Here is a 22334-nt window from a genome sequence, read left to right on the forward strand (position 1 = left end):
GCGACAAACCTCACCACGGCCGCGCCGCGTTGAGACAGTGTCGCGGCAGCTGACCAAGCTGCGCCAGCTCGGGACGATCGGCATCACCAACAACCGCACCATCGAGGTGGACGATCTCGCCTCGCTCCGGGTGCGCTGCGGCTAGACCGCCGCGTGACGGCGTTCGGACAGCTTGCCGGCACGCAGTTCCAGCACGCGCGTGAAGCTTGGGGGCACCGCGGCGTGGGTAATGACGATGGCGGTGCGGCCGCGGGTCAGCACGGGCAGTTCGGCAAGGAAGGCGGACTCGGTTTCGAAATCGAGGCCGCTGGTCGGCTCGTCGAAGACCACGACATCGGCTTCCGACAGCAGGGTGCGGGCAAGGCAGATGCGGCGCGCCTGCCCGGCCGACAAGGTGCGGCCGGCCTCGCCAACGACGGCATCGAGTTGCGCCGGCAGGGCGCGGACGAAATCGGCGAGGTGCACGGCTTCGAGCACGTGCCAGAGCTCCGCATCGCCGGCAGTGTCGCGCCCGATGCGGAGGTTGGCGCGGATGGTGTCGAGGAATACCGGTGCATCCTGCGTCATCAGCGCAATGCACTTGCGCAGGTCGGCCCCCGCCAGATCGCGGAGGTCGCTGCCGTTGAGGCGGACGGTGCCGGCATCGGGATCGGCGAGGCGGAGCAGCAGTTGCGCGATGGTGGACTTGCCCGCGCCGCTTGGGCCGGCGATCGCCACACACTCGCCCGTGCGGATGGAGAAGCTCAGGTCGTCAACGATCGGGCGGGTCGGGTCGTAGCCGAAACGGACGGCTTCGAATTGCACCGATCCGCCCGGCGGAATCGGCAGGGGCGTCGCGGGCTCGGTGATCGCCGGTGCGCTGGTGGCGATGGCCTGCAGCCGATCGGCGGCGGCAGCCGCGCCGGCGAGACGGGTGGCGCTGCGCACCAGCAAGGCCGAGGCTTCGAAGCTGCCAATGATAGCGAGCAGCAAGCCGGCCAGCAGCGGGCCGCCGATCTGCTGCGCCTCAAGGGCGCCGAAGCCGGCGACCACGGTGCCAATCAACGCGGCGCCGGCCAATAGCTGCACCAGCGCCGCGGCAATTGCCGCGTGTAGCCCGAGGCGACGTCGCGCGCCGGACAATCGATCAGCCGCCTGCCCCGAGCTCGCAATCGCCTCGCCGCGCGCGCCGAACAGCACGAGGTCCTGGTGGCCATCGATGCCGTCGAGCACCAACCGCCGCAGCGCTGCACCAGCAGCAACCACCTCGGCGCCGACAGCTCGCGAGGCCAGCACCAGGCCGACCGGTACCAACAGCACAGCTGCGAAGAACAGCAGCGCATAGACCACCGCCGCGCCGGGCAGCAGCCAGGCGAGGACGACGGTCATCGCCAGCCCGGCCAGCACGGCGGTGCTAATCGGACCCAACCCGACGAGGAACAGCGTGTCGAGCGCTTCGACATCGGCCAGCAACCGGCTGACGAGATCGCCGCGGCCGAAGCGGCGGCCCAGCGGCACCAGCGGGAACAGTCTTGCGAACAGCCAGGCCCGGAGATCGGAGAGCAGCCGCAGCGTCATGTCGTGGCCGCTCAGCTTTTCGCCGTAGCGCGACAGGATGCGGATGAACGAGAGGCCACGCACCCCTGCCGACGGGGCGAAGATGTTGAAGGCCGAGCCCAGGGTGCTGAGTGCCGCCGCGGTGAGGAACCAGCCCGACAATCCCAATAGCCCGATGCCCGCTGCAAGCGTCAGCAGCGACAGCAGCAGGGTCAGTAGCATCGGCCTCTTCAGCCGGGCGAATAGCGGGGCGAAGGCGAGAATGGCTTTCATGCCGCCCCCATAGTGCGGTGGGCGACCACCGGTTTGGGCGCAGGGAGCAGCTTGCCGCCGGCGATGCGGAACACCTTGTCCATGCGCGCGGCGACGGCATGCGAGTGGGTGGCGACGATCAGCGTGCGACCTGCCGCGAACTCCGCGAGCCCATCGAGCACCAGCGCCTCGGTTGCAGCATCGAGATGGGCGGTCGGCTCGTCGAGCAGCACCAGGCCGGGATCCCGGAGGTAGATGCGCGCCAGCGCAATCCGCTGGATCTCGCCGCCGGACAGCCCAAGTCCGTCCTCGCCCAGCCGCGTCGCCAATCCTTCGGGTAGTGCATCCGCGAAATCGGCTACGCGCGCCTGCTGCGCAGCCAGCCGGACCGCCGCGTGGTCAGCATCCCGGCGGCCGAGCCGGATATTGTCGGCGATGCTGCCGGCAAACAGGCGCGGGCGCTGGCCGAGCATGGCGACGCGCCTGCGCAGGTCGGGCTCGGCGACGGCGGCGAGTGGGTGGAGGTCGATGCGGATATCGCCGGTGAACTCACGCAACCCGGCGATGGCTTCGAGCAACGTCGACTTGCCGATGCCGCTGGCGCCGAGGATGGCGATTTGCGCGCCTGGCTCGAGCAGCAGATCTGCCGCTTCGATCACTGGCCGGCCGCTGGGATCGGCAATCGTCACGCCACTGAGTTCGAGCGTCGCCGCCCCGCTCGATCCAATCGCCGGAGTTGCGTCAACGGCCGGCGGCGCCGCCTCCGGCAATGCATCGAACTCCTGCTCGATCGCGGCGGCGGCCGCCCTGGCCGAGGCGCGGTCGTGGTAGTGGGCGGCGAGGAGGCGTAGCGGCTGGTATACCTCGGGCGCCATCAGCAGGCAGAACAAGCCGGCCTGCAGGGTGAGTTCGGTGCCGCGCACGGTCACCAGATCGAGGAAGGTGAGGCCGACGTACAGCGCCACGCCGGCGACCCCGAGCGCGGCAAAGAACTCGAGCACCGCCGAGCTGAGGAATGCGATCCGCATCACCCGCATGGTGCGGACCCGCAGCTCTTCCGACGCCAGCCGCACCCGCGCCGTCTCCGCCTCGTCCTGCCCGAACAGTTTCAGCGTCACCAGCCCGCGCAGCCGGTCGGCGAAGCGGCCGCTCAACCGGTTCAGGGCACTCGCCTGCGAACGGCTCGCCGCTTCGGCACCCCAGCCGGCCAGCGCCATGAACACCGGGATCAGTGGCGCCGAAATCAGGAATAGCAACCCGACGATCCAATCGACCGAGAAAGCGATGGCGGCAAACGCAACCGGCAGGATCGCCGCCTGCACCATCGCGGGCAGATAGCGGGTGAAATAGCCATCCAGCGCCTCGACCTGCTCCAGGACGGTGCTCGACAGCGCGCCAGAACTTTTCGACGCGGTCCAGGTCGGCGAGCGGCGCAGCAAATCCGACACCAACCCGGCGCGCAGCCGCTGCTTGATCGCTTCGCCGAACTGCACGGCCGCCATTTCGCCAACCGTGCCGAGCCCGATGCGGATCATGAGGATCGTCGCGAGCAGCAGCACCTGCGGGATCAGCGTCGCCGGCCCTGCCGCCTCGACGATGGCCCGATGCAGCAGCGCCGCCAGCACCAGGGCCTGCGCCACCAACAAGGCACCGGCGAGCAGCGGCAAGCCGAGGACTGCCGCAAGCAACGGCCTGTCGACGGCCGCGAGGCGGTTCAGCCAGCGACCCTGTGCGGCAATTTGAGCCTTATCTTCCATCAAGCTTCCGTCTGGAGAAGGTCTCCTAGCATAAGTAATAGTAGCGCGGCGTTGCGTTGATCTGGATCAACGCGATGCGACGCGAATGCAGCTATTGCGGCAAGCATGCCGGCGACAGCCGGACAACACGAGGCATTCCCCATGGTCGATCCCATCGTCGTCGATCTGTCGCGCATCCAGTTCGCTGCGACAGCGATGTACCACTTTCTGTTCGTACCACTCACCCTCGGCCTTTCCTTCATCATGGCCATCATGGAGAGCGTCTACGTGATGACCGGGCGGGTCGTCTGGCGCAAGGCGACACTGTTCTGGGGCGTGCTGTTCGGCATCAACTTCGCGATGGGCGTCGCCACCGGCATCGTGATGGAATTCCAGTTCGGCATGAACTGGAGCTACTACAGCCACTATGTCGGCGACGTGTTCGGCGCGCCGCTCGCCATGGAAGGGCTGATGGCCTTCTTCCTCGAGGCGACGCTGGTCGGGCTGTTCTTCTTCGGCTGGGACCGGCTGAAGCCGGTGACCCACCTCGCCGTCACCTGGCTGGTGGCGCTGGGCGCAAACTTCTCGGCGCTGTGGATTTTGATCGCTAATGGCTGGATGCAGAACCCGGTGGGCGCGGCCTTCATCCCCGACACCATGCGCATGGAAGTCACCGACTTCATGGCGGTGCTGTTCAACTCGGTGGCGCAGGCGAAGTTCGTCCACACTGTCTCGGCCGGTTATGTTTGCGGCTCGATCTTCGTGCTCGCCGTCAGCGCCATCTTCCTCCTCGGTGGCAAGCACGTTGAATTGGCCAAGCGCTCGATGGTGGTCGCCGCCAGCTTCGGCCTCGCCTCCGCGCTGTCGGTGGTCGTCCTCGGCGACGAGTCGGGCTATGTCGCGACCGAGCACCAGAAGATGAAGATCGCCGCGATGGAGGCGATGTACGAGACCGAGCCGGCCCCGGCCGCGCTCACCCTGTTCGCCATTCCAGGCAGCGACGGACGGCCTGCCTTCGAGGTGCAGTTCCCGTGGGTGCTCGGCCTCATCACCACCCGTTCGCTCGATCGCGACCTGCCGGGGATTACCGAGCTGACCGAGCACGCGGCGCTGCGCATCGCCAGCGGCATCGAGGGCTACAAGGCGCTGAACGCGATCCAGGCCGACCCCAATGACGCGACGGCGCGGGGGATCTTCGACGAGCGCAAGGCCGACCTCGGCTATGCGCTACTGGTCAAGAAGTACCGGCCGGATGTCGAGAACGCCACCGGCGAGGAGATCGCCCAGGCGGCGCTCGACACCGTACCCGACGTCTGGCCGCTGTTCTGGAGCTTCCGCATCATGGTGGGCGCTGGGTTCTTCTTCATCGCGTTCTTCGCGCTGTGGTTCTGGAAGGCCTCGACCAACCGCATTGAGAGGCCGCGCTGGCTATTGTGGATCACTGTGGCCGTGCTGCCGCTGCCCTGGATCGCCATCGAGTCGGGCTGGTTCATCGCCGAGTACGGTCGACAGCCGTGGGTGGTGGAGGGCGTATTGCCCACCTTCTATGCCGCCTCGGGCCTCCACTTCTCGGACCTCGTCATCTCGCTGGGCTTCTTCATGGTGCTCTACACCGCGCTGCTCGTCGTCATGATCTGGCTGATGGTGCGCACCATCCAGCATGGCCCATCCGACAAGCTGAACTTCGATCAGTCGGTCGAGCCGGTCGAAACGGCCACCGTCATTCCCGCCAAGTAAGGAGCAGCCAGATGAGCACTATTCCTCTCGACTACGAGACGCTGCGCATCCTGTGGTGGGCGCTACTCGGCATCCTCCTCATCGGCTTTGCCATCATGGGCGGCCGCGATCTCGGCGTCGGCGCACTGCTGCCCTTCGTCGCCCACACCGATGAAGAGCGCCGCGTCCTGATCAACCTCGTCGGACCCACCTGGGAGGGCAACCAGGTGTGGCTGATCCTTGGCGGCGGCGCGATCTTCGCCGCCTGGCCGCCGCTCTATGCAGTGAGCTTTTCCGGCTTCTACATTGCCATGATCGTCATCCTCTTGGCGCTGATCCTGAGGCCGGTCGGCTTCAAGTTCCGCGGCAAGGTCAGCAATCCGCGCTGGCGCGCCGTGTGGGATACTGCGCTGTTCATCGGCGGCTTCGTGCCATCGGTGGTGCTGGGCATCGCGGTCGGCAACGTGCTGATCGGCGTGCCATTCCAGGTCGATACCACCCTGCGCATCACCTATTCGGGCAACTTCTTCGGCCTCCTCACCCCGTTCGCGCTGCTCGCCGGGCTGCTGAGCCTCGCGATGATCGTGACCCAGGGCGCCACCGTCATCGCCGGACGCACCGAGGGCGAGATAGCGGCGCGGGCCCGCCGTTACGGCCGCTGGGCGGCGCTTGCCACCATCGTGCTGTTCGTCCTCGGCGGGCTCTACGCCGCGTACGGGATGGATGGCTTCCGGCTCGCCAGTACACCGGAGCCGTTCGCCCCGTCGAACCCGCTCGGCAAGGACGTGGTCATCGAGGCCGGCGCCTGGCGCGCCAACTATGCCGCGATGCCGTGGATGGCGGTAGCGCCGATCCCGGCGCTGCTCGGCAGCTTTGTCGCCTGGTGGGGGCTCGGCGCCCGCGCTGGAATTGTGAGCATACTCGGCTCCAGCGCTGCGATCACCGGCATCATCGTCACGGCTGGACTGACACTGTTCCCGTTCCTGCTGCCTTCGTCGCTCGATCCGGAATCGAGCCTCACGGTGTGGGATGCGTCGTCGAGCCAGCTGACGCTCTTCGTCATGCTATGCGCCACGATCGTCTTCCTGCCGATCATCCTCGCCTATACCGGCTGGGTCTACCGGGTGATGCGCGGGCCGGTGACGACGCAGAGCTTCGGCCGCAACCCCAACGCTTATTAGGGAGCCCCTCCGATGTGGTATTTTTCCTGGATCCTCGGCGTCGGCCTCGCCTGCAGCTTTGGCATCCTCAACGCCATGTGGTTCGAGTTCCGCGAGGACGCGAACAACGCCAAGGCGAAGCCGGACGACACGCGTCCGGCCACCTGACGGAAAGGCCGGCTAGGGCGCGAGAGTGTTCTTGTAGATCTTGCCGGCCTTCATGATCACCACGAAGTTGGTGGGATCGGCCACCAGCTGGATGTTCTCGAGCGGATCGCCATCGACCAGCAGCAAATCGGCCAGCGCGCCTTCCTCGACGACGCCGAGCTTGCCCGGATAGGGGTTGCGGAGGCCGGTCAGCTGCAGCAGTTCGCCGTTGGTGCCGGTGGCCATCGCCAGCGCTTCGGCCGGGGTGTACCAGTTGGTGAGCAGCGTCAGGATGTGCCCCTGCATCTGCGCCATGGCGGGCGAGAACAGGACATCGGTGCCGAAGGCGGTCTTGATCCCATACTTCTTGGCCCAGCCATAGATGCGGTCGGTACCGCTGATCACCTGGCGGAGCTGCCGGCGGCTCTCGTCGGAAAGCGGGGTGCCCTCCTCGAAACTCGAATCGAACGGCTGGGTCGAGAGCCAGACGCCCTTTTCGGCCATCGCCTTCGCGTCGGCTTCATTCATCAGATGGCCGTGCTCAATGACCTTTACGCCGGCCGCCAGGCTGCGCTCGATCGCCTCGGACGTATAGGCATGCACCGCCACGTAGGTGCCCCAGTTCTCCGCCGCCTCCACCGCGGCGCGCAGTTCCTCGCTGGTGAAGGTCGAGACGTCGAGGGGGCTGAAGGGCGATGCAACGCCACCTCCCGCCGTCAGCTTGATCTGCGAGGCACCCAGCATCAGCTGCTCACGTGCCCGCATCCGCACTTCATCAGGGCTGTCGGCGATCATCGCCATGCCGAGCTCTTCCATCCGGCTCAATTCACCGGGCCGGCGCGGCAACTCGTGCAACTGGCGGAAATCGCCGTGGCCGCTGGTGACGCTGATGATGGCGCCTGAGGGATAGATCCGGGGACCTGCGACGAGCCCCTCATCGATGGCGCGCTTCAGCGAAAAACTGTAGCCGCCCATGTCGCGCACGGTGGTGAAGCCGCGCATCAGCGTCGCCTCGGCCTCCGCGGCGGCCTGCAGGGTGGTGTAGCCGGAGTCGTTGTTAAGACCTTCCTCGGGCGTCGACCGGACGAGCATGGCGTGCCAGTGCGCGTCGATCAGGCCCGGCATCAGCACCCGGCCATCGCCGTCGATCACCGTGGCGTCGTCGGCGGTTATCGCATCGGCGGAGATGGTTTCGATAACGCCGTCGCGGACCAGCACATTGCTGGGCTCCGTCAACGCGTCGCCCGTTCCGTCCAATATTCGTACGTTTTCGTACAATGTGGCGCTGGTGACTTGCGCAATTGCCGGCACCGTCAGCAATGTTGTCGCAATTCCAAATGCAATGCCGCAGACGATAGATATCGATATCTTTTTGAACATCTTCATCTCCACATGCGTAATGTGCGATCCAACGTGCATCGGTCGACATTAACTACATATCAGACCATTGCCAAAGATGTTGACTCAATTTTTCTGCTGATTGCAGGCGGGCGCGGCTACGGCGTCGGCGCATCGGGGCGCAACAGGCCCTCGTGCTTCAGCTCTGCCCAGAGCTGGTCGGGCACCGGCACGCGCATGCTCTCGACATTGCGGCGTGGGTGATCCGGATGGAACCCGCCCGGGATCACCGAGGCGACGATCGGATGATGCAGGGTGAACTGCAGCGCGGCAGCGGCCAGCGGCACGTCATGCCGCTCGCACACCGCCTGCACGCGGCCGATGCGGGCCAGTTGTTCCTCATTGGCGATCTGGTAGTTGTAACGAGCGCCAGGCACCGGGCCGGTGGCGAGGATCCCGGAGGCGAAGACACCACCGATGATCACACCGACGCCGCGCGCCTCGCAAAGCGGAAACTCGGTATCCAGCACCGGCTGTTCGGCGAGCGTGTAAGGCAACGCCACGAGGAAGAAATCGAGATCGAAGCGTTCGAGGAAGCGCGGGATGGTGCCCATGCGGTTGACCCCCGCGCCAATCGCCTTGATCAGCCCCGCCGCCTTCAGCTCGCTTAACGCACGCATACCGCCGCCGGCATCGAGCTCGTCGAGGTGCTTTGCCACCAGCTCCTCGGAGCCGAGATTGGCGAGGTCGAGGTCGTGAATGACCAGCAGATCGACGCGGTTGAGCCGCAGCCGCTGCAGACTGTCCTCGTAGCTGCGCATCACCCCGGCATAGGTGTAGTCGTGCCGGTGCTCGAATTTCAGCCCGTTGGGCCAGCTCCGCTCGCTGACCTCGAAAGCCGCGACATCGTCGGGCGCGAACAACACCCGGCCGACCTTGGTCGAAACGATCGCCTCACCCGGTGGACGGAGGTACAGCCCGCGCCCGGTGCGGTGTTCGCTGAGCCCGCGGCCGTACCAGGGCGAGGTATCGTAGAAGCGCACACCCGCCTCCCAGGCCGCGTCCATGGTGGCATCGGCCTGGCTATCCGGGATCACGTTGAAGATGTTGCCGAAGGCTGCGCCACCGAACCCGAGCTGCGGCAGCTCGAGATTGGTCCGGCCGAGCCGGCGCAGCTTGAACGGGTCCATCTCAGGCTCCAAAGGCAACCGGCGTCGGCACGATGGTCGCGAGCAACTCGTCGATCTCGCGCTGTGTGATCGGGTCGATTGCCGTGGTCGGGCTGCGGACCAGTGCGTGGCGGATGATGCCGCGGCGCACCAGCAGCTGCTTGTGGATGGCGTAGAAGATGTCGCCGCCCTGGTTGCCGAGCCGGTTCACCGCCATGATCGTCGCATCGAAGTGCACGCGCGCCGTGGCTTCGTCGCCCTTCTTGAAGGCGTCCCACACCGCGACAAAATCGGCCGGCTGGCTGCAGAACGGCATGGTGCCGTGGGCGCCGCGCCGCAATTCCTCGATGAAGTAGCTGCCCCCGGCGCCACCGAAAATGGTCAGCCGATCGCCGACCGCGTCGGCCATGGCCTGCACCTTGCCGGTGACCGGCACGGTTTCGACCTTGATGTATCTGACGTTCTTGCAGGTGTCGGCGATGCGGAGCGCCAGTCCGGGCGAGATCGGCCCCTGCGGCACGTCCTGCAGGATGATCGGAACACCGACAGCCGCATCGATCGCCTTGTAGTAGTCGAAAATCTCCTCCGAGCTGACCGGCATAAACGAGGGTGGGATCACCATCAGCGCGTCAGCCCCGGCCGCTTCCGCTGCCTTCGAGTAGAACACCGCAAGGTCGGTGCCGGCGGCACCCGAGTTGATGATGACCGGCACCCGGCCATTCACCGCCTCGATCGTGGCGCGGGTGATCTGCGCCCGCTCGGCCTCGTTGAACTTGAACACCTCGCTGCCCAGCGCCACCCCAAGGCCATGCACCCCAGCTTCGATGTTGAAGTCGATCAGGCGCGAAAGGCTCCCCTCGTCGATCGACCCATCGAGATGAAAGGGTGTGACGAGAATGGGCACTACGCCCCTGATGGCAGCCGAACTCATGGACAATAGCTCTTTCAGCGATTTTCGAAGTTGAACATTTCCTCGACCGGGCGTTGCACCGGCGAGAAATCAGGATTGGTTTCCATGTAGGGCGCCATCATCTCCCACCAGCGCCAGGTGAGGTCGCTGATCGGCGTGCCGGGAACCGGTTCGCTGTCGCGCTCCATGTAGGCGAAGAGGTCGAGCCCGTTGCGGTAGATCGAGAAGGTTCGCACGCCATCGCGCTTCATGGCCGCGAGCATCTCGGGCCAGATCTCGTCGTGCTTCTGCTTGTAGATCGCCTCGTTGCCGGGCTTCAGCTTCATCATCCAGGCGAGGTGAACCACAAGTCTTCTCCTTAGCCGGCGAGGCGGGCTGCCGCTGAAGCGGCGGCCGGCGGCCATTCACCGGCATATCCAAGCCGGCGGCTCACATGCTCGCAGGCGTTCCAGAGCTGCGCGACGATCGGCATCACGTTGTCGCCGCCCGGCTTTTTCACCGATGGCCCGGTGACACTCATCGCGCCCACCGAATGGCCCGAACGATCGAGCAACGGCACGGCGACGCAGTAGACGCCCATCACCACTTCCTGGTCGTCGATCGAGTAGAAGCGCTCGCGGATGCGCCCGATCTCCTCGCGCAGCTTGTTGGCATCGACGATGGTGTGGCTGGTGAGCGCCGGGAGCGGGTGAGTGTAGACCTCCTCGCGCCGTTCCTCGGGCATGTATGAGAGCATCGCCTTCCCCGCACCACCGCAGTTGAGCGGCCCACGCGAGCCGATGCGGAGGTCGAGCTGCATGCCCTCGTTGCCGCGCACCTTGTCGATGCAGACGCCATTGAGGCCGCTCAGCGCATTGACGTTGACCGTCTCCTTGGTCGCCTCGGCGATTTGCTCAGCGAACGGCCGGCAGAGCCGCGGCAGGTCGATGCGCTCGAGCTGCAGCCCGGTGATTTCGAGCAGCCGGAACGACAGTTCCCACTCGCCCGAAGGGGTGCGGTCGACCACCCCTTCCTCGGCGAGATCTAGCAGCATCCGGTGCACCGAGCCGAGCGGCAGCTGCAACTGCTGCGCCACGGCGCGCACTCCCAGCGGACCCTTGCGTGCAAGAAGGTCCATGGCCTGGACTGACCGGGTGATGCTCGACATAGGGCCTCGCTAGCTCGTTACCAGTGGGTCTTCTTGGTCGTGGCGTTGGGTTCGATCAGATTGTCGTCAATGTAGTCCCACTCGATTTCGTAGCCCATGCCAGCGCCCTTCGGCAGGTGCACGTAGCCCTCGGAATCGATCTTATCGACAGTGTTCTTGAGGTAGGGATGCGGCGCGTCGTAATCGACGCCCGGTGCGAGCAGGCCCTTCTCGTAATACTCGGACGTATCTTCCGAGGTCGCGCCGATCACCTGCAGGTTGCCCCAGCCGGCCATGTGCATTTCGCAGCGCAGCCCATAGGCCTCGGCGACGATGGCGGTCTTCCGCGCACCCGTAATGCCGCCGCGGACCACGTCGATGCGGCTCATGTCACCGGCCCCGCGCAGGATCCACTCGGCGCGCGAGAACACGCCGCCGGCGATGATCTCTGGCGACAGGATCGGAATCGACAGCTCGCGGGAAAGCCGCACGTAGCTCTCGGTCCGGTATTCCGGCATCGGGTGCTCGTACCAGTAGAAGTTGAGCTTCTCGAGCTCGCGGCCGACCTGGATCGCCTCTTCCATGGTCATGTAGGTGCCCCACGGATCGAACATCAGCACGTAGTCCGGGCCCACCGCCTCGCGCACCAGGTGGCAGGTCTCGATATCGGCCTTGATGTTGGACGGGCGGCCGGGCGTCGGGGTGCCGGTCTCGGGGTTCCAGAAGTAATGCGGATGGATCTTGTAGGCCTGGTAGCCCTCGGTTTTGCAGGCGAGCGCGTGCTCGGCATAGACGTGCGGCTTGCCGATATTGGGGTAGGTCGAGGCGTAGGCCTTCACCTTCTCGCGCCCGGCGCCGCCCATCAGCTTGTAAACCGGCAGGTTGGTGTAGCGTCCTGCGAGATCCCAAAGCGCGTTGTCGATCACCGAAGCGACATTCTCCTGGACGTTGGCGACCCACATCCACTTCCAGATCATCTCGCGATCCATCGGGTCCTGCCCGACGAGCAGGTCCTTGATGCGCCACAGGATCTGCTGCTGGTCGACGACGTTCAGGCCCTCGTTGTCGCCGTGCGAACCGCCGCCGAGATAGTGCCCGACCACGCCTTCGTCGGTGTGGATGGTGAGCACGGTCTGCATCATCTGCGTATTGGGCAGCGGCAGCGCGTGGCCGACATCCCAGCGGTCGGCATAGGTGCGGAACGACTTGATGGTGATGTCCGAGATCTTCACGGCACAGTATCCTTGGATCGAGTGATAGCTGGTTATTATTCGTAGGCGTCGCCGCCGCGCAGGCGGTCGAGCAGGACCGCGGCAAGCAGCAGCAGGCCGACAATGATGTTCACGTAGTAGGGGCTGATGCGCCCCAGATCGAGAATGTTGGCGACCCCGGCCACGGCGAGCAGGCCAAGCGCCCCGCCCACCGGGTTGCCGACCCCGCCGCGCAGGATCGAGTAGCCGCCGATCATCAGCGCGGCATAGACCTGGAACTCAAGGCCGAGACCGGTCGCACCGGCGGCGCTGCCGAGCTGGCCGACATAGATCATTCCGCCTAGCCCGCCACCAACAGCGCTGAACAGCAGCGCCGCGGTCCGCACGCCCCTGACCGAAATACCGGCGCGTGCTGCAGCGCGGTCGTCGCCACCAACCGCCTGCACGTGGCGGCCGACCCGCGTCTTGGTGACGACCACCGCGGCGATCAGCGTCAGCACGATGGCAAGCAGGAAGAACAGCGGCAGGCCGAAGACCTGCTGGTTGATCAGGGTGAAGAAGTCGATGTCGAAGGCCGGGATCATGCGCTGGTTGCCGCATAGCACCCAGGTGATGCCGCGCAGTGCCGTAAGCATGCCCAGCGTCGCAGCGATCGGATCGGCGCCGAACCGCACGATGGCCAGTGCGTTCAGGCCGCCGATCACGAGGCAGATCGAGAGCGTCGCACCCGCGGCGGGCCAGATGCCCCAGCCATGGGTGATGAGCCAGGCGAAAATCGCCGCCGAAATCCCGACGATCGAGCCGATCGACAGGTCGACCACGCCGGCGAGCAGGGCAAAACCCGAAAACGCCCCGACGACCAGCGGCACGATGAGGAAGCTGCCGATGATCGAGACGTTGCCGAAGGAGACGAACTTCGGCCCGATCCACATCAGCCCGACGGCGATCACCGCGATGAAGGTGAAGGCGATGCTCGCTACCGACCCGGTCAGCGCGTCGCGGATCGGGTGGTGCGGCAGGTGTGCGGGCAGCGTGCGGCTTGCAGCGGCGGTGTCGGTCATGGCGTGCCCCTCCGCGCCCGATAGCCGTCAATGGCCACAGCGATCATCAGCAGAATGCCCTGGAAGATGGATTGGGTATCGGACGAGAGCCCGAAGAAGACGAGCGAGGTCGGGATGGTGGACAAGAACCCGACGCTGAGCAGCAGCATCCAGAAGCTGCCGCGCCCACCGGCGAGTGAGATCCCCGCAAGGATGACAGCGGCGATCACGTTGAGCTGTAAGGTGCTAGCGGAACTGGGGTTGAACGGGCCGGCGGCAGAGGCGAACAGCACCGAAGCAAAGCCGACGAACCCACCGGCCGCCATGAAGGTCGCGAACCGGGTTTTCTTTAGCGAGATGCCGCGTGCTTGTGCCGCAAACCGGTTGCCGCCAACCGCGGTGATGCGGCGCCCGTATCGGGTGAAGCGCATTAGGAAACCGACGATGACGATGAGCACCAGCATCGGCCACCAGATGACCGGCAGGCCAAGGAAGCTGGCGCGGCCCATGTGGTAGATTTCGCTGCCATTGGGCACCTGGGCGAGTTGGAAGACGAGATAGAGCGCTGCGAGGCCGATGAAGTTGGTGGCCAGCGTCACGATCACGGGGTTGAGCTTGGCGAAAACGACGATTGCGGCGTTGAATGCGCCCCATGCCATGCCGACCAGCACCGAGCCGACAAACACCAACGGCAGCGGCAGGCCGGCTTCCGACAGGCGAACGGCGACAAGGCTGGTGAGGATGAGGCCGGCTGGCTGGCTCAGGTCGATGAAGCCGCCGGAGATGCCTATAATGCCCTGGCCGATGGCAAGCACGCCGACGATGGACATGGTGAAGGCGATGGCCAGCACCGTCTGGTGGGCGAAGAAATCCGGCCGGTAGATGCCGGTGGCGGCAATCAGCAGTGCCCACACCGCGACCAGCGTTATTGCCGTGCCCCAGCCCTGGAACCGGACCCCGAGCGCGGTCGGGGCAGGCGTAGCATCGATGGCGCGGTCCATGGACATTGGCGCTTCCTGAGCGGCTGAAAGACAGAGGCCGGCAGCCGGCAATCGAGGATCGCCGGCTGCCGCTATTGGGCGAGCTTACTTATTGGGGCAGAACAGGTCGTATTCCGTCGTGCCGGCCGGGGCGGCGAGCAGCTGCGTCACACGCTCGGCCATATCCGGCACGGCCTTGGCCTGCTCGGCCGAGACCGGGCACGGCTGGACCTTCGACGCCGGATCGCCGGCATCGGCCTTGAGGGCAACTTCCTTGCCTTCGGCAATCGGCCCGATAACGTCCTTGATGGCGTAAACGGCGTAGCCTTCGAGGAAGTAGAACACCGACCCGGCGAGGTGCGGGTTAACGTTGTCGCCGGTGATGAAGGCGCCGTCCTGGCCCCAGCCGATGACTTCATCGGCGCGGCCGAGCTGTTCGGCGGCATTGATCAGGCCGAGCACGCCGCCGTCGTTGATGCCGACCACGGCCATCTTGACCGCGTTGGGGTTGGCGGCAAGCAGATCGCGGGCCGCCGGCAGAGCGACTGCTGCGTCGCCGCTACCCTCGAACGAGATGTACTTTTCCGCCGGGATGTCCGGGCAGATGTTCTTGACGCCTGTGCGCATGCCGCCGGTGCGCCATTCATTGACGATGCCGGCGCCGGCACCCTCGGATGAGATCACCAGGTCGGGTTCGCAGTTCCACTTTTCCTTCATGATCTTGCCGAGCTGCTCGCCACCGGCAATGCCGGCCGCGAGGTTGTCGATGCCGACGAAATACATGCCGGGATCGGCGATGTCATAGGTGACGATCGGGATATTGGCGGCCTTCATCACGGCGCTGATGGCCGGGTTGGTCGAGGGCTGGCCGTTGAACTGGATGGCGGCGTCGACGCCTTCCTGCACCATGATCTGGGCGTTCTTCAGTGCCGTCGCCGGGTCGTTGTTATTGCTGAGCTCGACATAGTCCCAGCCCATTTTCTCGGCCAGCGCCCGGGCGACATCGCCCTGCGCCTTCATCCACTCGCAGCAGGTGTTGCCACCCACCATCATGCCGAGCTTGAACTTGTCCTGAGCTTGAGCGACACCAGCGAAGCCGATGAGCGCGGGTATCGATAGCGCCATGATGGCGAATGCACGTGCTGAGTTACGCAAGATGGTCTCCTCCCTTTGCGGTAACGTGGAATGCGATCGTGTTTGCGGCCCCGGGCTTGTTGCCTCAGGCCGCAGCTTGCGCAGCGCGCGCCTCGGCGGAATCGCCGGGGATGGCGCCGGTAATCAGTCCGACGATCTCGTTGACCTCGGTGTCCTTGACGGTGCGGGTTGCAATGGAACGGCCGAGCCGCATCACGGTGATGCGGTCGGCAACACTCATCAGCTGCTGCATGTTGTGACTGACGATGATCACCGAGACGTCCTGCTCGCGCAGGCTCCGGATCACCTCGAGCACCTGCCCGGTTTCGCGCACGCCGAGCGCCGCGGTGGGCTCGTCGAGGATGACGATGCGGCGGCCCCAGAGCAGGGCGCGGGCGATGGCGAGGCACTGGCGCTGGCCGCCCGACATGCCCTTCACCGACACGTTTATCGAGGGCACCTTCACCTTCAGCGAGTCCAGCACCTGGCGAGCCTGCTCGCGCATCTGCTTGTCGTCGACGAGGTTGAACAGCCGGGCGATCGGGTTCTTCGAGAGCTCCTCGCGGCCGAGATAGACGTTCTGGTAGGCCGACATGGTGTCGACCAGCGCGAGGTCCTGGTAGACCGTCTCGATCCCCGCATCCATGGCATCCTGGGCGCGCTTCAGCACCACCGGCCTGCCGTCGATGACGATCTCGCCACCCGACGGGGTGAGGATGCCGGAGAGGATCTTCAGTAGCGTCGACTTGCCGGCGCCGTTGTCGCCGACCAGCCCCACCACTTCACGCGGATAGAGCTGCAGCGATGCATCAGCGAGCGCCACGACCGCACCGAAATGCCGCGAAATATTGCGTGCCTCAAGGACAGGCGAGTGCGCCTCGTTCCCCATGAGCCTTCCTCCCAACGCTTCTCTGTGTTCCAATATTGGAACGAGCGTTTCATATTAGGGACAGCTAAGCGCCGGTGTCGGTGCTTGTCAACGGGGACCGAGATTCGACTTGCGGATGAGAGGCGCCGGCGTCGCCATTGTCCGAGGCTATAGTTCAGGCTAGTATTTGAGAGGAGCGCGAGTGACTGGAGTGCGGAATGCCAAGTCCATCGAAGTCTCGCTACGAAGTAACAGCCTACATTATCGTCACGGTAATCATCGGCACGCTTATCGGCGTGCTGATCGGTGCGATGTTTGCCGATACTGATGCCGGACGGGCGTCGGTCGGCATCGTCGCCGCCTTCGTCGCCGTGGCCGCCGAGATCCTGATCCGCCGCTATCTGGGGCGATCGCTGCCGCAGTTCTTCCTCAGCGACCGCGAACGCAACGCGCCGCTATCGGTCTGGGTCGGGGCCTTCGTCACCGCCGTCGCGGCTGGGCTTGCCACCAGCAGCATCGGCCAGGTGATGGGCATCCAGGACAGCATGATGATCGGACTGCTCGCCGGATTGTTCGCAGGACTGATCACCGCAGTGCTCGTGGTGCTGCACGACCACGAAGCCAACCTCAGGCGCGGCAGCAGGCGAACGGTCGACGACGCAGTCTAGGAGCGCAGAGGTCTCACGTCGTCAGCACCCGGTGCAACACGCCCTGCAAATGTCGGTCCAACCCGTCACACGCAGCGTCCACATCTCCTGCCTTCAGCGCGTCGATGATCACCAAGTGCTCCTCCATCGAGGTCACCGTGTTGGCCGGCCCGACCGCGTTGAGGTTGTGCAGCCGCAGCAGGTACATCTTCTGCGTCAGCCGGGCGTAGTTGACGCGGATCTGGTCGTTGTCGAAAGCCGCAACGAAGGTGTCGTGGAACTTCCGCTCCAGCAGCTTCACCGGGATGCGGTAGCGCTCGATCTCGTTCACCCGGCGAACGAAGTCGATGATCTCGACATGCTCGTTGCGCATCGTCGTGGTCCACTCCGGCGTCACCGTCTGGGCGAACTTGCGCAGCCCCTCGCGCTCGAGCAGGCCGCGGAACTGGAAGCAGTTCCCGACGAATTTCACGTCCGGATAGAAGATCGTGATCCCGACCTTGCGGCGGACGGTGATCAGCCCCTCGGCCTCGAGCAACGTCGTGGTCTCGCGCATCGGCGACAGCGACAGCCCCAGCACCTTGCACAGCTCGTCCTGCGTCAGCGTCTGGCCGAGCTTCAGCCGCCCCGCAACCAGCGCGTCGAAGAATGCCATGTATCCGGCATTCTCGATCTCCCCCCTCATCCTTTTCTCCTATCCCGCGCACGTTGACAGCGGTTTGAACCGCATAATACGCTCTTAATAGCGCTATTAAATATATTTAAAAGCCAGCGCAGCGAGAAAACTGTGAGCGGCTGGCCGTTTTGGCCCTTCCCGCTCCACTCAAATCGGGATCCCGCAGGGAGGCGGGCCGCCCACCGAAACTGATCGCCCGGGCGATTGGTCCGGCACCGTTCTTTCCAATTGCCAAGCCGCAACGAGCTCATCTTGGAGGAGAGCCCATGACCAACAAAACCGACACCCAGAAGACGTCCGGCTGGTCGCGCCGCCGCGTGCTGACGACCGCCGCGAGCGGCCTCGCGCTGGCCGCTGCCAGCGGCTTTCCAATGCCTGCCATCGCGCAGGGCAAGAAGCTCACCTACTGGGGCGGACTGATCTTCTCGGATGATGCCAACAAGCTGCTTACCGACACCATCATGGCGTGGGGCGCTGCCAACGGCGTTGCCACCGAGGTGGTGATGATCAACCAGAACGAGACGGTGCAGAAAGTGTCGGCGGCGGTCGCTTCCAACACCATGCCCGACGCGCTCGACGTCGGCCTCGACCTGTTGCTGCTGCTGTCGCGGCAGGACCAGTTCATCACCATCGACGACCTCTACAAGAAGGTCGGCGAAGCCCAGGGGGGCTGGTTCGAGGGTCCGGATCGGGCCACCGACACCACAGCGATCGCCGGTGGCCGCACGGGCCTGCCCTTCGGCGTCAACGGCAACCTGCTGCTCCGCCGCAAGGACCTGCTAGAGCCGGCAGGGTTCACCGAAGCCCCCAAGACCTGGGAAGAACTGGTCACCCAGGCCACTGCCGTCAACGCCCCGCCGGTCTCCGGCCTCGGCCTTGCGCTCTCCAATGTCGGCGATGCCAACGTGCAGGTGAACGTGCTGCAGTCCTATGGCGGACGTATCGCCGATGACGCTGGCAAGAAAGTCACCATCAAGTCCGAGGAAACCCGGACCTACCTGACCTGGCTGAAGGATGCCTGGGACAAGGGCCTGTTCCCGCCCGGCGCCACCACCTGGGACGGGGCCGGCGACAACCAGGCCTATCTCTCGGGCCAGGCCGCCTTCATCGCCAATACCGGCTCGGTCGGCATTGCCGCGAAGAAGGACGATCCGGAGCTGTTCGAAGCCAGCGCCTTTTCGCCGCTGCCGGCCGGTCCGAAGGGCCAGGTCTCGCCGATCACCCCGCAGACGCGTGCCATCACCAAGGGCAGCGCCAATCAGGATGAGGCGAAGGCCCTGCTCGAGCACCTGTCGAGCCCCGAGTTCATGAACGCCTACTTCAACGTGGCGATCTATGGCCCGGTGCTGAAGAACCAGGAGCAACTGGCCGCCTTCGATGGCAAGAACACGATCCTCACGGGCCTGCTCGGCCTCGCCAAGGCGGGTACTGCGCCGGCTTACCCGGACGTGCTCAACGCCGCCTATGTCGATGTCGGCTCCAACTTCGTCATCCCGAAGATGGCGCAGCGCGTGGTCGTCGACGGCTGGGACTTCGACAAGGCAATGGATGAGGCGCAAGCCTCGGCCCAGGCGATCTACGACAAATACTGATCCCGTAGTTCCTCCCTGCCGCGGATGGCCTCGCGCCATCCGCGGGCTTCTTCCGCATCGAGGACAGAGAACGCATGACAGCGGCGATCGATCAGGAGCCAGGTCCCCCTTCCCGCCGCCGCTTCGGGGGCGGCTTCCGGATCAAGCTGTTCGCCTATGCGCTGGTCGCCCCGGTGATCTTCCTGATCATCGGCCTCGTCGCCTATCCGTTCTTCTTTGCCATCTGGGTGTCGTTCACCGACCAGGTGATCGGCAGCGTCGGCAACTTCATCGGGTTCAAGAATTTCCAGTATCTCGCCGGCACGGCGACGTTCTGGAGCGCCATCTGGAACACCATCGTCATCGTCCTGGTATCGGACGGACTGAAGCTCTGCATCGGGCTCGGCCTCGCGCTGCTCGTCCACCAGAAACTCCCCGGCCGCGGCATCTTCCGCTCGTTCCTGATGCTGCCCTGGGCGATGCCGGCCTTCGTCGCCTTCCTCACCTGGCGCGTGCTGTACCAGCCGATCGGCGGCGGCATTAATCTCATCCTCACGCAGACCGGCCTCTACCCGCATGTGGTCGATTGGCTCGGCTCGCGCTCCACCGCCATGGGCGCGGTGATCACCGCCTCGGTCTGGCGCGGCTTCCCGTTCTGGTTCGTTTCCCTGCTCGCCGCCCTGCAATCGGTGCCCAAGGAGCTCTACGAGGCGGCCATCGTCGATGGCGCCAATGTCTGGCAGCGCTTCTGGAACGTTACCCTCCCGGGCATCCTGCCGGTGATCATCGTGACGACGCTGCTGAGTTCGATCTGGACCGCCAACGGCTTCGAGCACGTCTGGCTGCTCACGGCCGGCGGCCCGTCCGACGCCACCATGGTGTTCCCAGTGCTGGCCTATTTCGGCATGCAGACTCAGCGCATCGGTGAGGCCGCCGCGGTGTCGGTTTACATGCTGCCGGTGCTCGCCATCCTCGTCCTCTTCGCCACCTCGCTGATGATGCGGAGGGAAGAGTGACCACCCTCGCAGACGTCGTGGCGCCCGCCGCCTCCAGCCCGAACACCGCACTGCGCCGCCTGTGGATCGGCCGCGGCCTCAGCTATCTCGTCCTTGCCATCGCCGTGCTGCTGGTGCTGTTCCCGATCTACTGGATGATCATCACCTCGCTGAAGCTGCCGCGCGAGATCTACCGCGTGCCCTCGCTGTGGCCGAAGACCTTCACGCTCGACAATTTCTCGAAGCTCCTCGCCGACGGCGGCTTCCTCCTCGCCATCCGCAACAGCCTGATCGTCTCGACCATCGTGACGCTGATCTCGGTGACCATCTCGTCCTTCGCCGCCTACTCGATGGTGCGCTTCCGCTACCGCTTCCGTGGCGTGTTCGGGCGGCTGATCCTCTTCGCCTACCTGACGCCCGGTTCGCTGCTGTTCATCCCGCTGTCGATCGTCATGGCGCAGTTGCACCTGGGTAATTCGCTGGTCGGGCTGGTGCTGGTCTATCTCACCTTCTCGCTGCCGCTCTCCACCTGGCTGCTGCAGGGCTATTTCCGCGGCGTGCCGCGCGAGCTCGAGGAACAGGGAATGATCGATGGGCTCAGTCGCTTCGGCGCGCTGATCCGCATCGTCCTGCCGCTCTCGGCGCCGGGTATCGCGGCGGTGGCCATCTTCACCTTCACCGGGGCGTGGAACGAACTGCTCTTCGCACTCGTCCTCATCACCTCCGAAAGCCAGCGCACCGCGCCGCTGGCGCTCAACTATCTCATCACCAGCGACGTGTTGCCGTGGGGGCCTTTGATGGCCGGCGCGGTGATCTCGTCGGTGCCGCTGATGATCCTCTATTTCGTCGCCCAGCGCTTCATGGTGGCGGGCATGACCGAGGGATCGGTCAAGGGCTGAACACCCGGCGACACATCTCAAGCCAACAGGAACATACGACGATGGGTATCAGGGTTGCGGTAGGCCAGTTCCACGAACTGAGCGAGGAAAGGCTCCGCTTCGCGGCGCAGATCGGCGCCACCGGGTTGCAGATGAACAACCCCACGCTCCCCGGCGACAGCCGCTGGGAAGAGAAGGATGTTCGGGCGCTGGTCGACCAGGTCGAAACCGCCGGCCTCAAGTTCGAGGCGATCGAGAACGTCCCTACCCACTTTTACCACAAGGCGATGATGGGCCTCGACGGCCGCGACGAGCAGATCGAAAACTACCAGGCGACCATCCGTGCCGTCGCCCGCGCTGGGATCCCGGTGCTCGGCCTCCACTTCATGCCCAACTCGGTGTGGACCACCAAGCGTGACGCCGCGACCCGCGGCGGCGCCGTGGCCCGACAGTTCGACATGGCCGTGGTCGAAGCCAATATCGACAATCTCGAGCTGCTCCGCTCGTTCATGCCGACCACGCTCGGTCGTGCCTCCTCGATGCCGCTATTCGGCAAGGACGGCCCGCTGATCACCGAAGAGCAGATGTGGAGCAACTACGAGTACTTCATGAAGGCCGTGCTGCCGGTCGCCGAGGAGGAAGGCCTGAAGCTCGCCCTCCACCCGGATGATCCCCCGGTGCCGATGCTGGGCGGCGTGGCGCGCCTCTTCTACAAGCCGGAGAACTTCAAGAAGGCCTACGACCTCGTGGGCCGCTCGGAAGCCTGGTCGCTCGACCTCTGCCTCGGCTGTTGCTCGGAGATGGAGGGTGGCAAGGCCAACGTCAACGAGATGATCGAGTACTTCGCCCCCAAGGGCCGCATCTCCTACATCCACTTCCGCGACGTGAAGGGTTCGGTGCCGAACTTCGTCGAGTGCTTCATCGGCGACGGCAATTTCGACCCCGCCGAAGTCATCGTGCTCCTCGCCAAGAACGGTTTCGACGGCTTCCTGCTCGACGACCACGTCCCCAAGATGGATGGCGACAGCGACTGGAACCACCGCGGCCGCTCCCACGCCATCGGCTACATGCAGGGCCTGATCAGGATGGCCGAGTTCCTCGGCAAGGCGTGATCGCCAGATCCAGCCAACCCACTAGCCCCCTACCTCCCCCTTGATGTGGGAGGTAGGCGGAGCTTGGGAGCATAGCGACCTAGCGCAGTTCGGAGGGGGTGCGACCCCGGGCTCGAGTGCGAGGTACGCGAC

At 65.2% G+C, this 22334-nt stretch carries 21 protein-coding genes; 8 read left to right on the forward strand and 13 right to left on the reverse strand.

Translation table 11 applies throughout. The features are described 5' to 3' along the window. Positions 1 to 141: 141 nt before the first annotated feature. Positions 142 to 1809: a thiol reductant ABC exporter subunit CydC gene (gene cydC, locus AC1DYL_RS14930; protein WP_477173762.1), complete on the reverse strand. Its 1668-nt coding sequence runs from the start codon at positions 1807 to 1809 to the stop codon at positions 142 to 144. Then, positions 1806 to 3545, reverse strand: a complete 1740-nt coding sequence (gene cydD, locus AC1DYL_RS14935) for a thiol reductant ABC exporter subunit CydD (RefSeq protein WP_477173763.1) — start codon at positions 3543 to 3545, stop codon at positions 1806 to 1808. Before cydD ends, cydC begins: the two co-directional genes overlap by 4 nt. Positions 3546 to 3686: 141 nt before the next feature. Between cydD and AC1DYL_RS14940 the strand changes: the two genes are divergently transcribed. From AC1DYL_RS14940 to cydX, 3 genes are read left to right on the forward strand one after another with little or no spacing between them, the layout of a single operon-like run. Further along, positions 3687 to 5261, forward strand: coding sequence for a cytochrome ubiquinol oxidase subunit I (locus AC1DYL_RS14940; RefSeq protein WP_477173764.1), 1575 nt, complete (start codon positions 3687 to 3689; stop codon positions 5259 to 5261). 11 nt (positions 5262 to 5272) lie between these two features. Next, positions 5273 to 6421, forward strand: coding sequence for a cytochrome d ubiquinol oxidase subunit II (gene cydB, locus AC1DYL_RS14945; protein ID WP_477173765.1), 1149 nt, complete (start codon positions 5273 to 5275; stop codon positions 6419 to 6421). Between the two features lie 12 nt (positions 6422 to 6433). Beyond that, on the forward strand, positions 6434 to 6568 hold the full coding sequence (cydX, locus tag AC1DYL_RS14950; protein WP_477151919.1) for a cytochrome bd-I oxidase subunit CydX: 135 nt from the start codon (positions 6434 to 6436) through the stop codon (positions 6566 to 6568). A gap of 12 nt (positions 6569 to 6580) precedes the next feature. Here the strand turns inward: cydX and AC1DYL_RS14955 are convergent, their stop codons facing one another. The 10 genes from AC1DYL_RS14955 to AC1DYL_RS15000 form a co-directional block, all read right to left on the reverse strand. Then, on the reverse strand, positions 6581 to 7933 hold the full coding sequence (locus tag AC1DYL_RS14955) for a metal-dependent hydrolase family protein (RefSeq protein WP_477173766.1): 1353 nt from the start codon (positions 7931 to 7933) through the stop codon (positions 6581 to 6583). Between the two features lie 110 nt (positions 7934 to 8043). Beyond that, entirely contained in the window at positions 8044 to 9075 is a 1032-nt protein-coding gene (locus AC1DYL_RS14960; RefSeq protein ID WP_477173767.1) for an aldo/keto reductase, read from the reverse strand. A gap of 1 nt (position 9076) precedes the next feature. After that, complete coding sequence (locus tag AC1DYL_RS14965; protein ID WP_477173768.1) at positions 9077 to 9985, reverse strand: dihydrodipicolinate synthase family protein; 909 nt, start codon at positions 9983 to 9985, stop codon at positions 9077 to 9079. 14 nt (positions 9986 to 9999) lie between these two features. Further along, positions 10000 to 10311, reverse strand: coding sequence for an L-rhamnose mutarotase (locus AC1DYL_RS14970; protein ID WP_477173769.1), 312 nt, complete (start codon positions 10309 to 10311; stop codon positions 10000 to 10002). 11 nt (positions 10312 to 10322) lie between these two features. Next, on the reverse strand, positions 10323 to 11111 hold the full coding sequence (locus AC1DYL_RS14975) for an IclR family transcriptional regulator (protein WP_477173770.1): 789 nt from the start codon (positions 11109 to 11111) through the stop codon (positions 10323 to 10325). Between the two features lie 17 nt (positions 11112 to 11128). After that, entirely contained in the window at positions 11129 to 12322 is a 1194-nt protein-coding gene (locus AC1DYL_RS14980; RefSeq protein ID WP_477173771.1) for an enolase C-terminal domain-like protein, read from the reverse strand. Between the two features lie 35 nt (positions 12323 to 12357). After that, a complete protein-coding gene (locus AC1DYL_RS14985) occupies positions 12358 to 13362 on the reverse strand; it encodes an ABC transporter permease (protein WP_477173772.1) in 1005 nt (334 codons plus the stop codon). Further along, entirely contained in the window at positions 13359 to 14348 is a 990-nt protein-coding gene (locus AC1DYL_RS14990; RefSeq protein ID WP_477151927.1) for an ABC transporter permease, read from the reverse strand. Before AC1DYL_RS14990 ends, AC1DYL_RS14985 begins: the two co-directional genes overlap by 4 nt. 78 nt (positions 14349 to 14426) lie before the next feature. Continuing rightward, entirely contained in the window at positions 14427 to 15476 is a 1050-nt protein-coding gene (locus tag AC1DYL_RS14995) for a sugar ABC transporter substrate-binding protein (RefSeq protein WP_477151928.1), read from the reverse strand. Between the two features lie 64 nt (positions 15477 to 15540). After that, complete coding sequence (locus tag AC1DYL_RS15000) at positions 15541 to 16344, reverse strand: ATP-binding cassette domain-containing protein (protein WP_477173773.1); 804 nt, start codon at positions 16342 to 16344, stop codon at positions 15541 to 15543. Positions 16345 to 16541: 197 nt separating this feature from the next. Here AC1DYL_RS15000 and AC1DYL_RS15005 point away from each other — a divergent pair, with 197 nt between their 5' ends. Further along, complete coding sequence (locus AC1DYL_RS15005; protein WP_477173774.1) at positions 16542 to 16991, forward strand: hypothetical protein; 450 nt, start codon at positions 16542 to 16544, stop codon at positions 16989 to 16991. Between the two features lie 13 nt (positions 16992 to 17004). Here the strand turns inward: AC1DYL_RS15005 and AC1DYL_RS15010 are convergent, their stop codons facing one another. Next, positions 17005 to 17655: a GntR family transcriptional regulator gene (locus AC1DYL_RS15010; RefSeq protein WP_477173775.1), complete on the reverse strand. Its 651-nt coding sequence runs from the start codon at positions 17653 to 17655 to the stop codon at positions 17005 to 17007. 257 nt (positions 17656 to 17912) lie between these two features. Between AC1DYL_RS15010 and AC1DYL_RS15015 the strand changes: the two genes are divergently transcribed. The 4 genes from AC1DYL_RS15015 (at position 17913) to AC1DYL_RS15030 (ending at position 22202) form a co-directional block, all read left to right on the forward strand. Next, complete coding sequence (locus AC1DYL_RS15015; protein WP_477173776.1) at positions 17913 to 19238, forward strand: ABC transporter substrate-binding protein; 1326 nt, start codon at positions 17913 to 17915, stop codon at positions 19236 to 19238. Between the two features lie 74 nt (positions 19239 to 19312). Next, positions 19313 to 20233 carry a carbohydrate ABC transporter permease gene (locus AC1DYL_RS15020; RefSeq protein ID WP_477173777.1) on the forward strand — a complete coding sequence of 307 codons (921 nt, stop codon included), beginning with the start codon at positions 19313 to 19315 and terminating at the stop codon, positions 20231 to 20233. Further along, complete coding sequence (locus AC1DYL_RS15025) at positions 20230 to 21111, forward strand: carbohydrate ABC transporter permease (protein WP_477158380.1); 882 nt, start codon at positions 20230 to 20232, stop codon at positions 21109 to 21111. Before AC1DYL_RS15020 ends, AC1DYL_RS15025 begins: the two co-directional genes overlap by 4 nt. 41 nt (positions 21112 to 21152) lie before the next feature. Then, the gene (locus AC1DYL_RS15030; protein ID WP_477173778.1) at positions 21153 to 22202 is read left to right on the forward strand and encodes a mannonate dehydratase; all 1050 of its coding nucleotides are present in this window, start codon (positions 21153 to 21155) and stop codon (positions 22200 to 22202) included. Positions 22203 to 22334: the final 132 nt, after the last annotated feature.

The sequence above is a fragment of the Devosia sp. P1_H9 genome (assembly GCF_056405135.1).

Bases quoted from the DNA above. Each gene is read 5' to 3' on its own strand.
- cydC (WP_477173762.1), bottom strand. From the start codon at position 1,809: ATGAAAGCCATTCTCGCCTTCGCCCCGCTATTCGCCCGGCTGAAGAGG.
- cydD (WP_477173763.1), bottom strand. From the start codon at position 3,545: ATGGAAGATAAGGCTCAAATTGCCGCACAGGGTCGCTGGCTGAACCGC.
- AC1DYL_RS14940 (WP_477173764.1), top strand. From the start codon at position 3,687: ATGGTCGATCCCATCGTCGTCGATCTGTCGCGCATCCAGTTCGCTGCG.
- cydB (WP_477173765.1), top strand. From the start codon at position 5,273: ATGAGCACTATTCCTCTCGACTACGAGACGCTGCGCATCCTGTGGTGG.
- cydX (WP_477151919.1), top strand. From the start codon at position 6,434: ATGTGGTATTTTTCCTGGATCCTCGGCGTCGGCCTCGCCTGCAGCTTT.
- AC1DYL_RS14955 (WP_477173766.1), bottom strand. From the start codon at position 7,933: ATGAAGATGTTCAAAAAGATATCGATATCTATCGTCTGCGGCATTGCA.
- AC1DYL_RS14960 (WP_477173767.1), bottom strand. From the start codon at position 9,075: ATGGACCCGTTCAAGCTGCGCCGGCTCGGCCGGACCAATCTCGAGCTG.
- AC1DYL_RS14965 (WP_477173768.1), bottom strand. From the start codon at position 9,985: ATGAGTTCGGCTGCCATCAGGGGCGTAGTGCCCATTCTCGTCACACCC.
- AC1DYL_RS14975 (WP_477173770.1), bottom strand. From the start codon at position 11,111: ATGTCGAGCATCACCCGGTCAGTCCAGGCCATGGACCTTCTTGCACGC.
- AC1DYL_RS14985 (WP_477173772.1), bottom strand. From the start codon at position 13,362: ATGACCGACACCGCCGCTGCAAGCCGCACGCTGCCCGCACACCTGCCG.
- AC1DYL_RS14990 (WP_477151927.1), bottom strand. From the start codon at position 14,348: ATGTCCATGGACCGCGCCATCGATGCTACGCCTGCCCCGACCGCGCTC.
- AC1DYL_RS15000 (WP_477173773.1), bottom strand. From the start codon at position 16,344: ATGGGGAACGAGGCGCACTCGCCTGTCCTTGAGGCACGCAATATTTCG.
- AC1DYL_RS15005 (WP_477173774.1), top strand. From the start codon at position 16,542: ATGCCAAGTCCATCGAAGTCTCGCTACGAAGTAACAGCCTACATTATC.
- AC1DYL_RS15010 (WP_477173775.1), bottom strand. From the start codon at position 17,655: ATGAGGGGGGAGATCGAGAATGCCGGATACATGGCATTCTTCGACGCG.
- AC1DYL_RS15015 (WP_477173776.1), top strand. From the start codon at position 17,913: ATGACCAACAAAACCGACACCCAGAAGACGTCCGGCTGGTCGCGCCGC.
- AC1DYL_RS15020 (WP_477173777.1), top strand. From the start codon at position 19,313: ATGACAGCGGCGATCGATCAGGAGCCAGGTCCCCCTTCCCGCCGCCGC.
- AC1DYL_RS15030 (WP_477173778.1), top strand. From the start codon at position 21,153: ATGGGTATCAGGGTTGCGGTAGGCCAGTTCCACGAACTGAGCGAGGAA.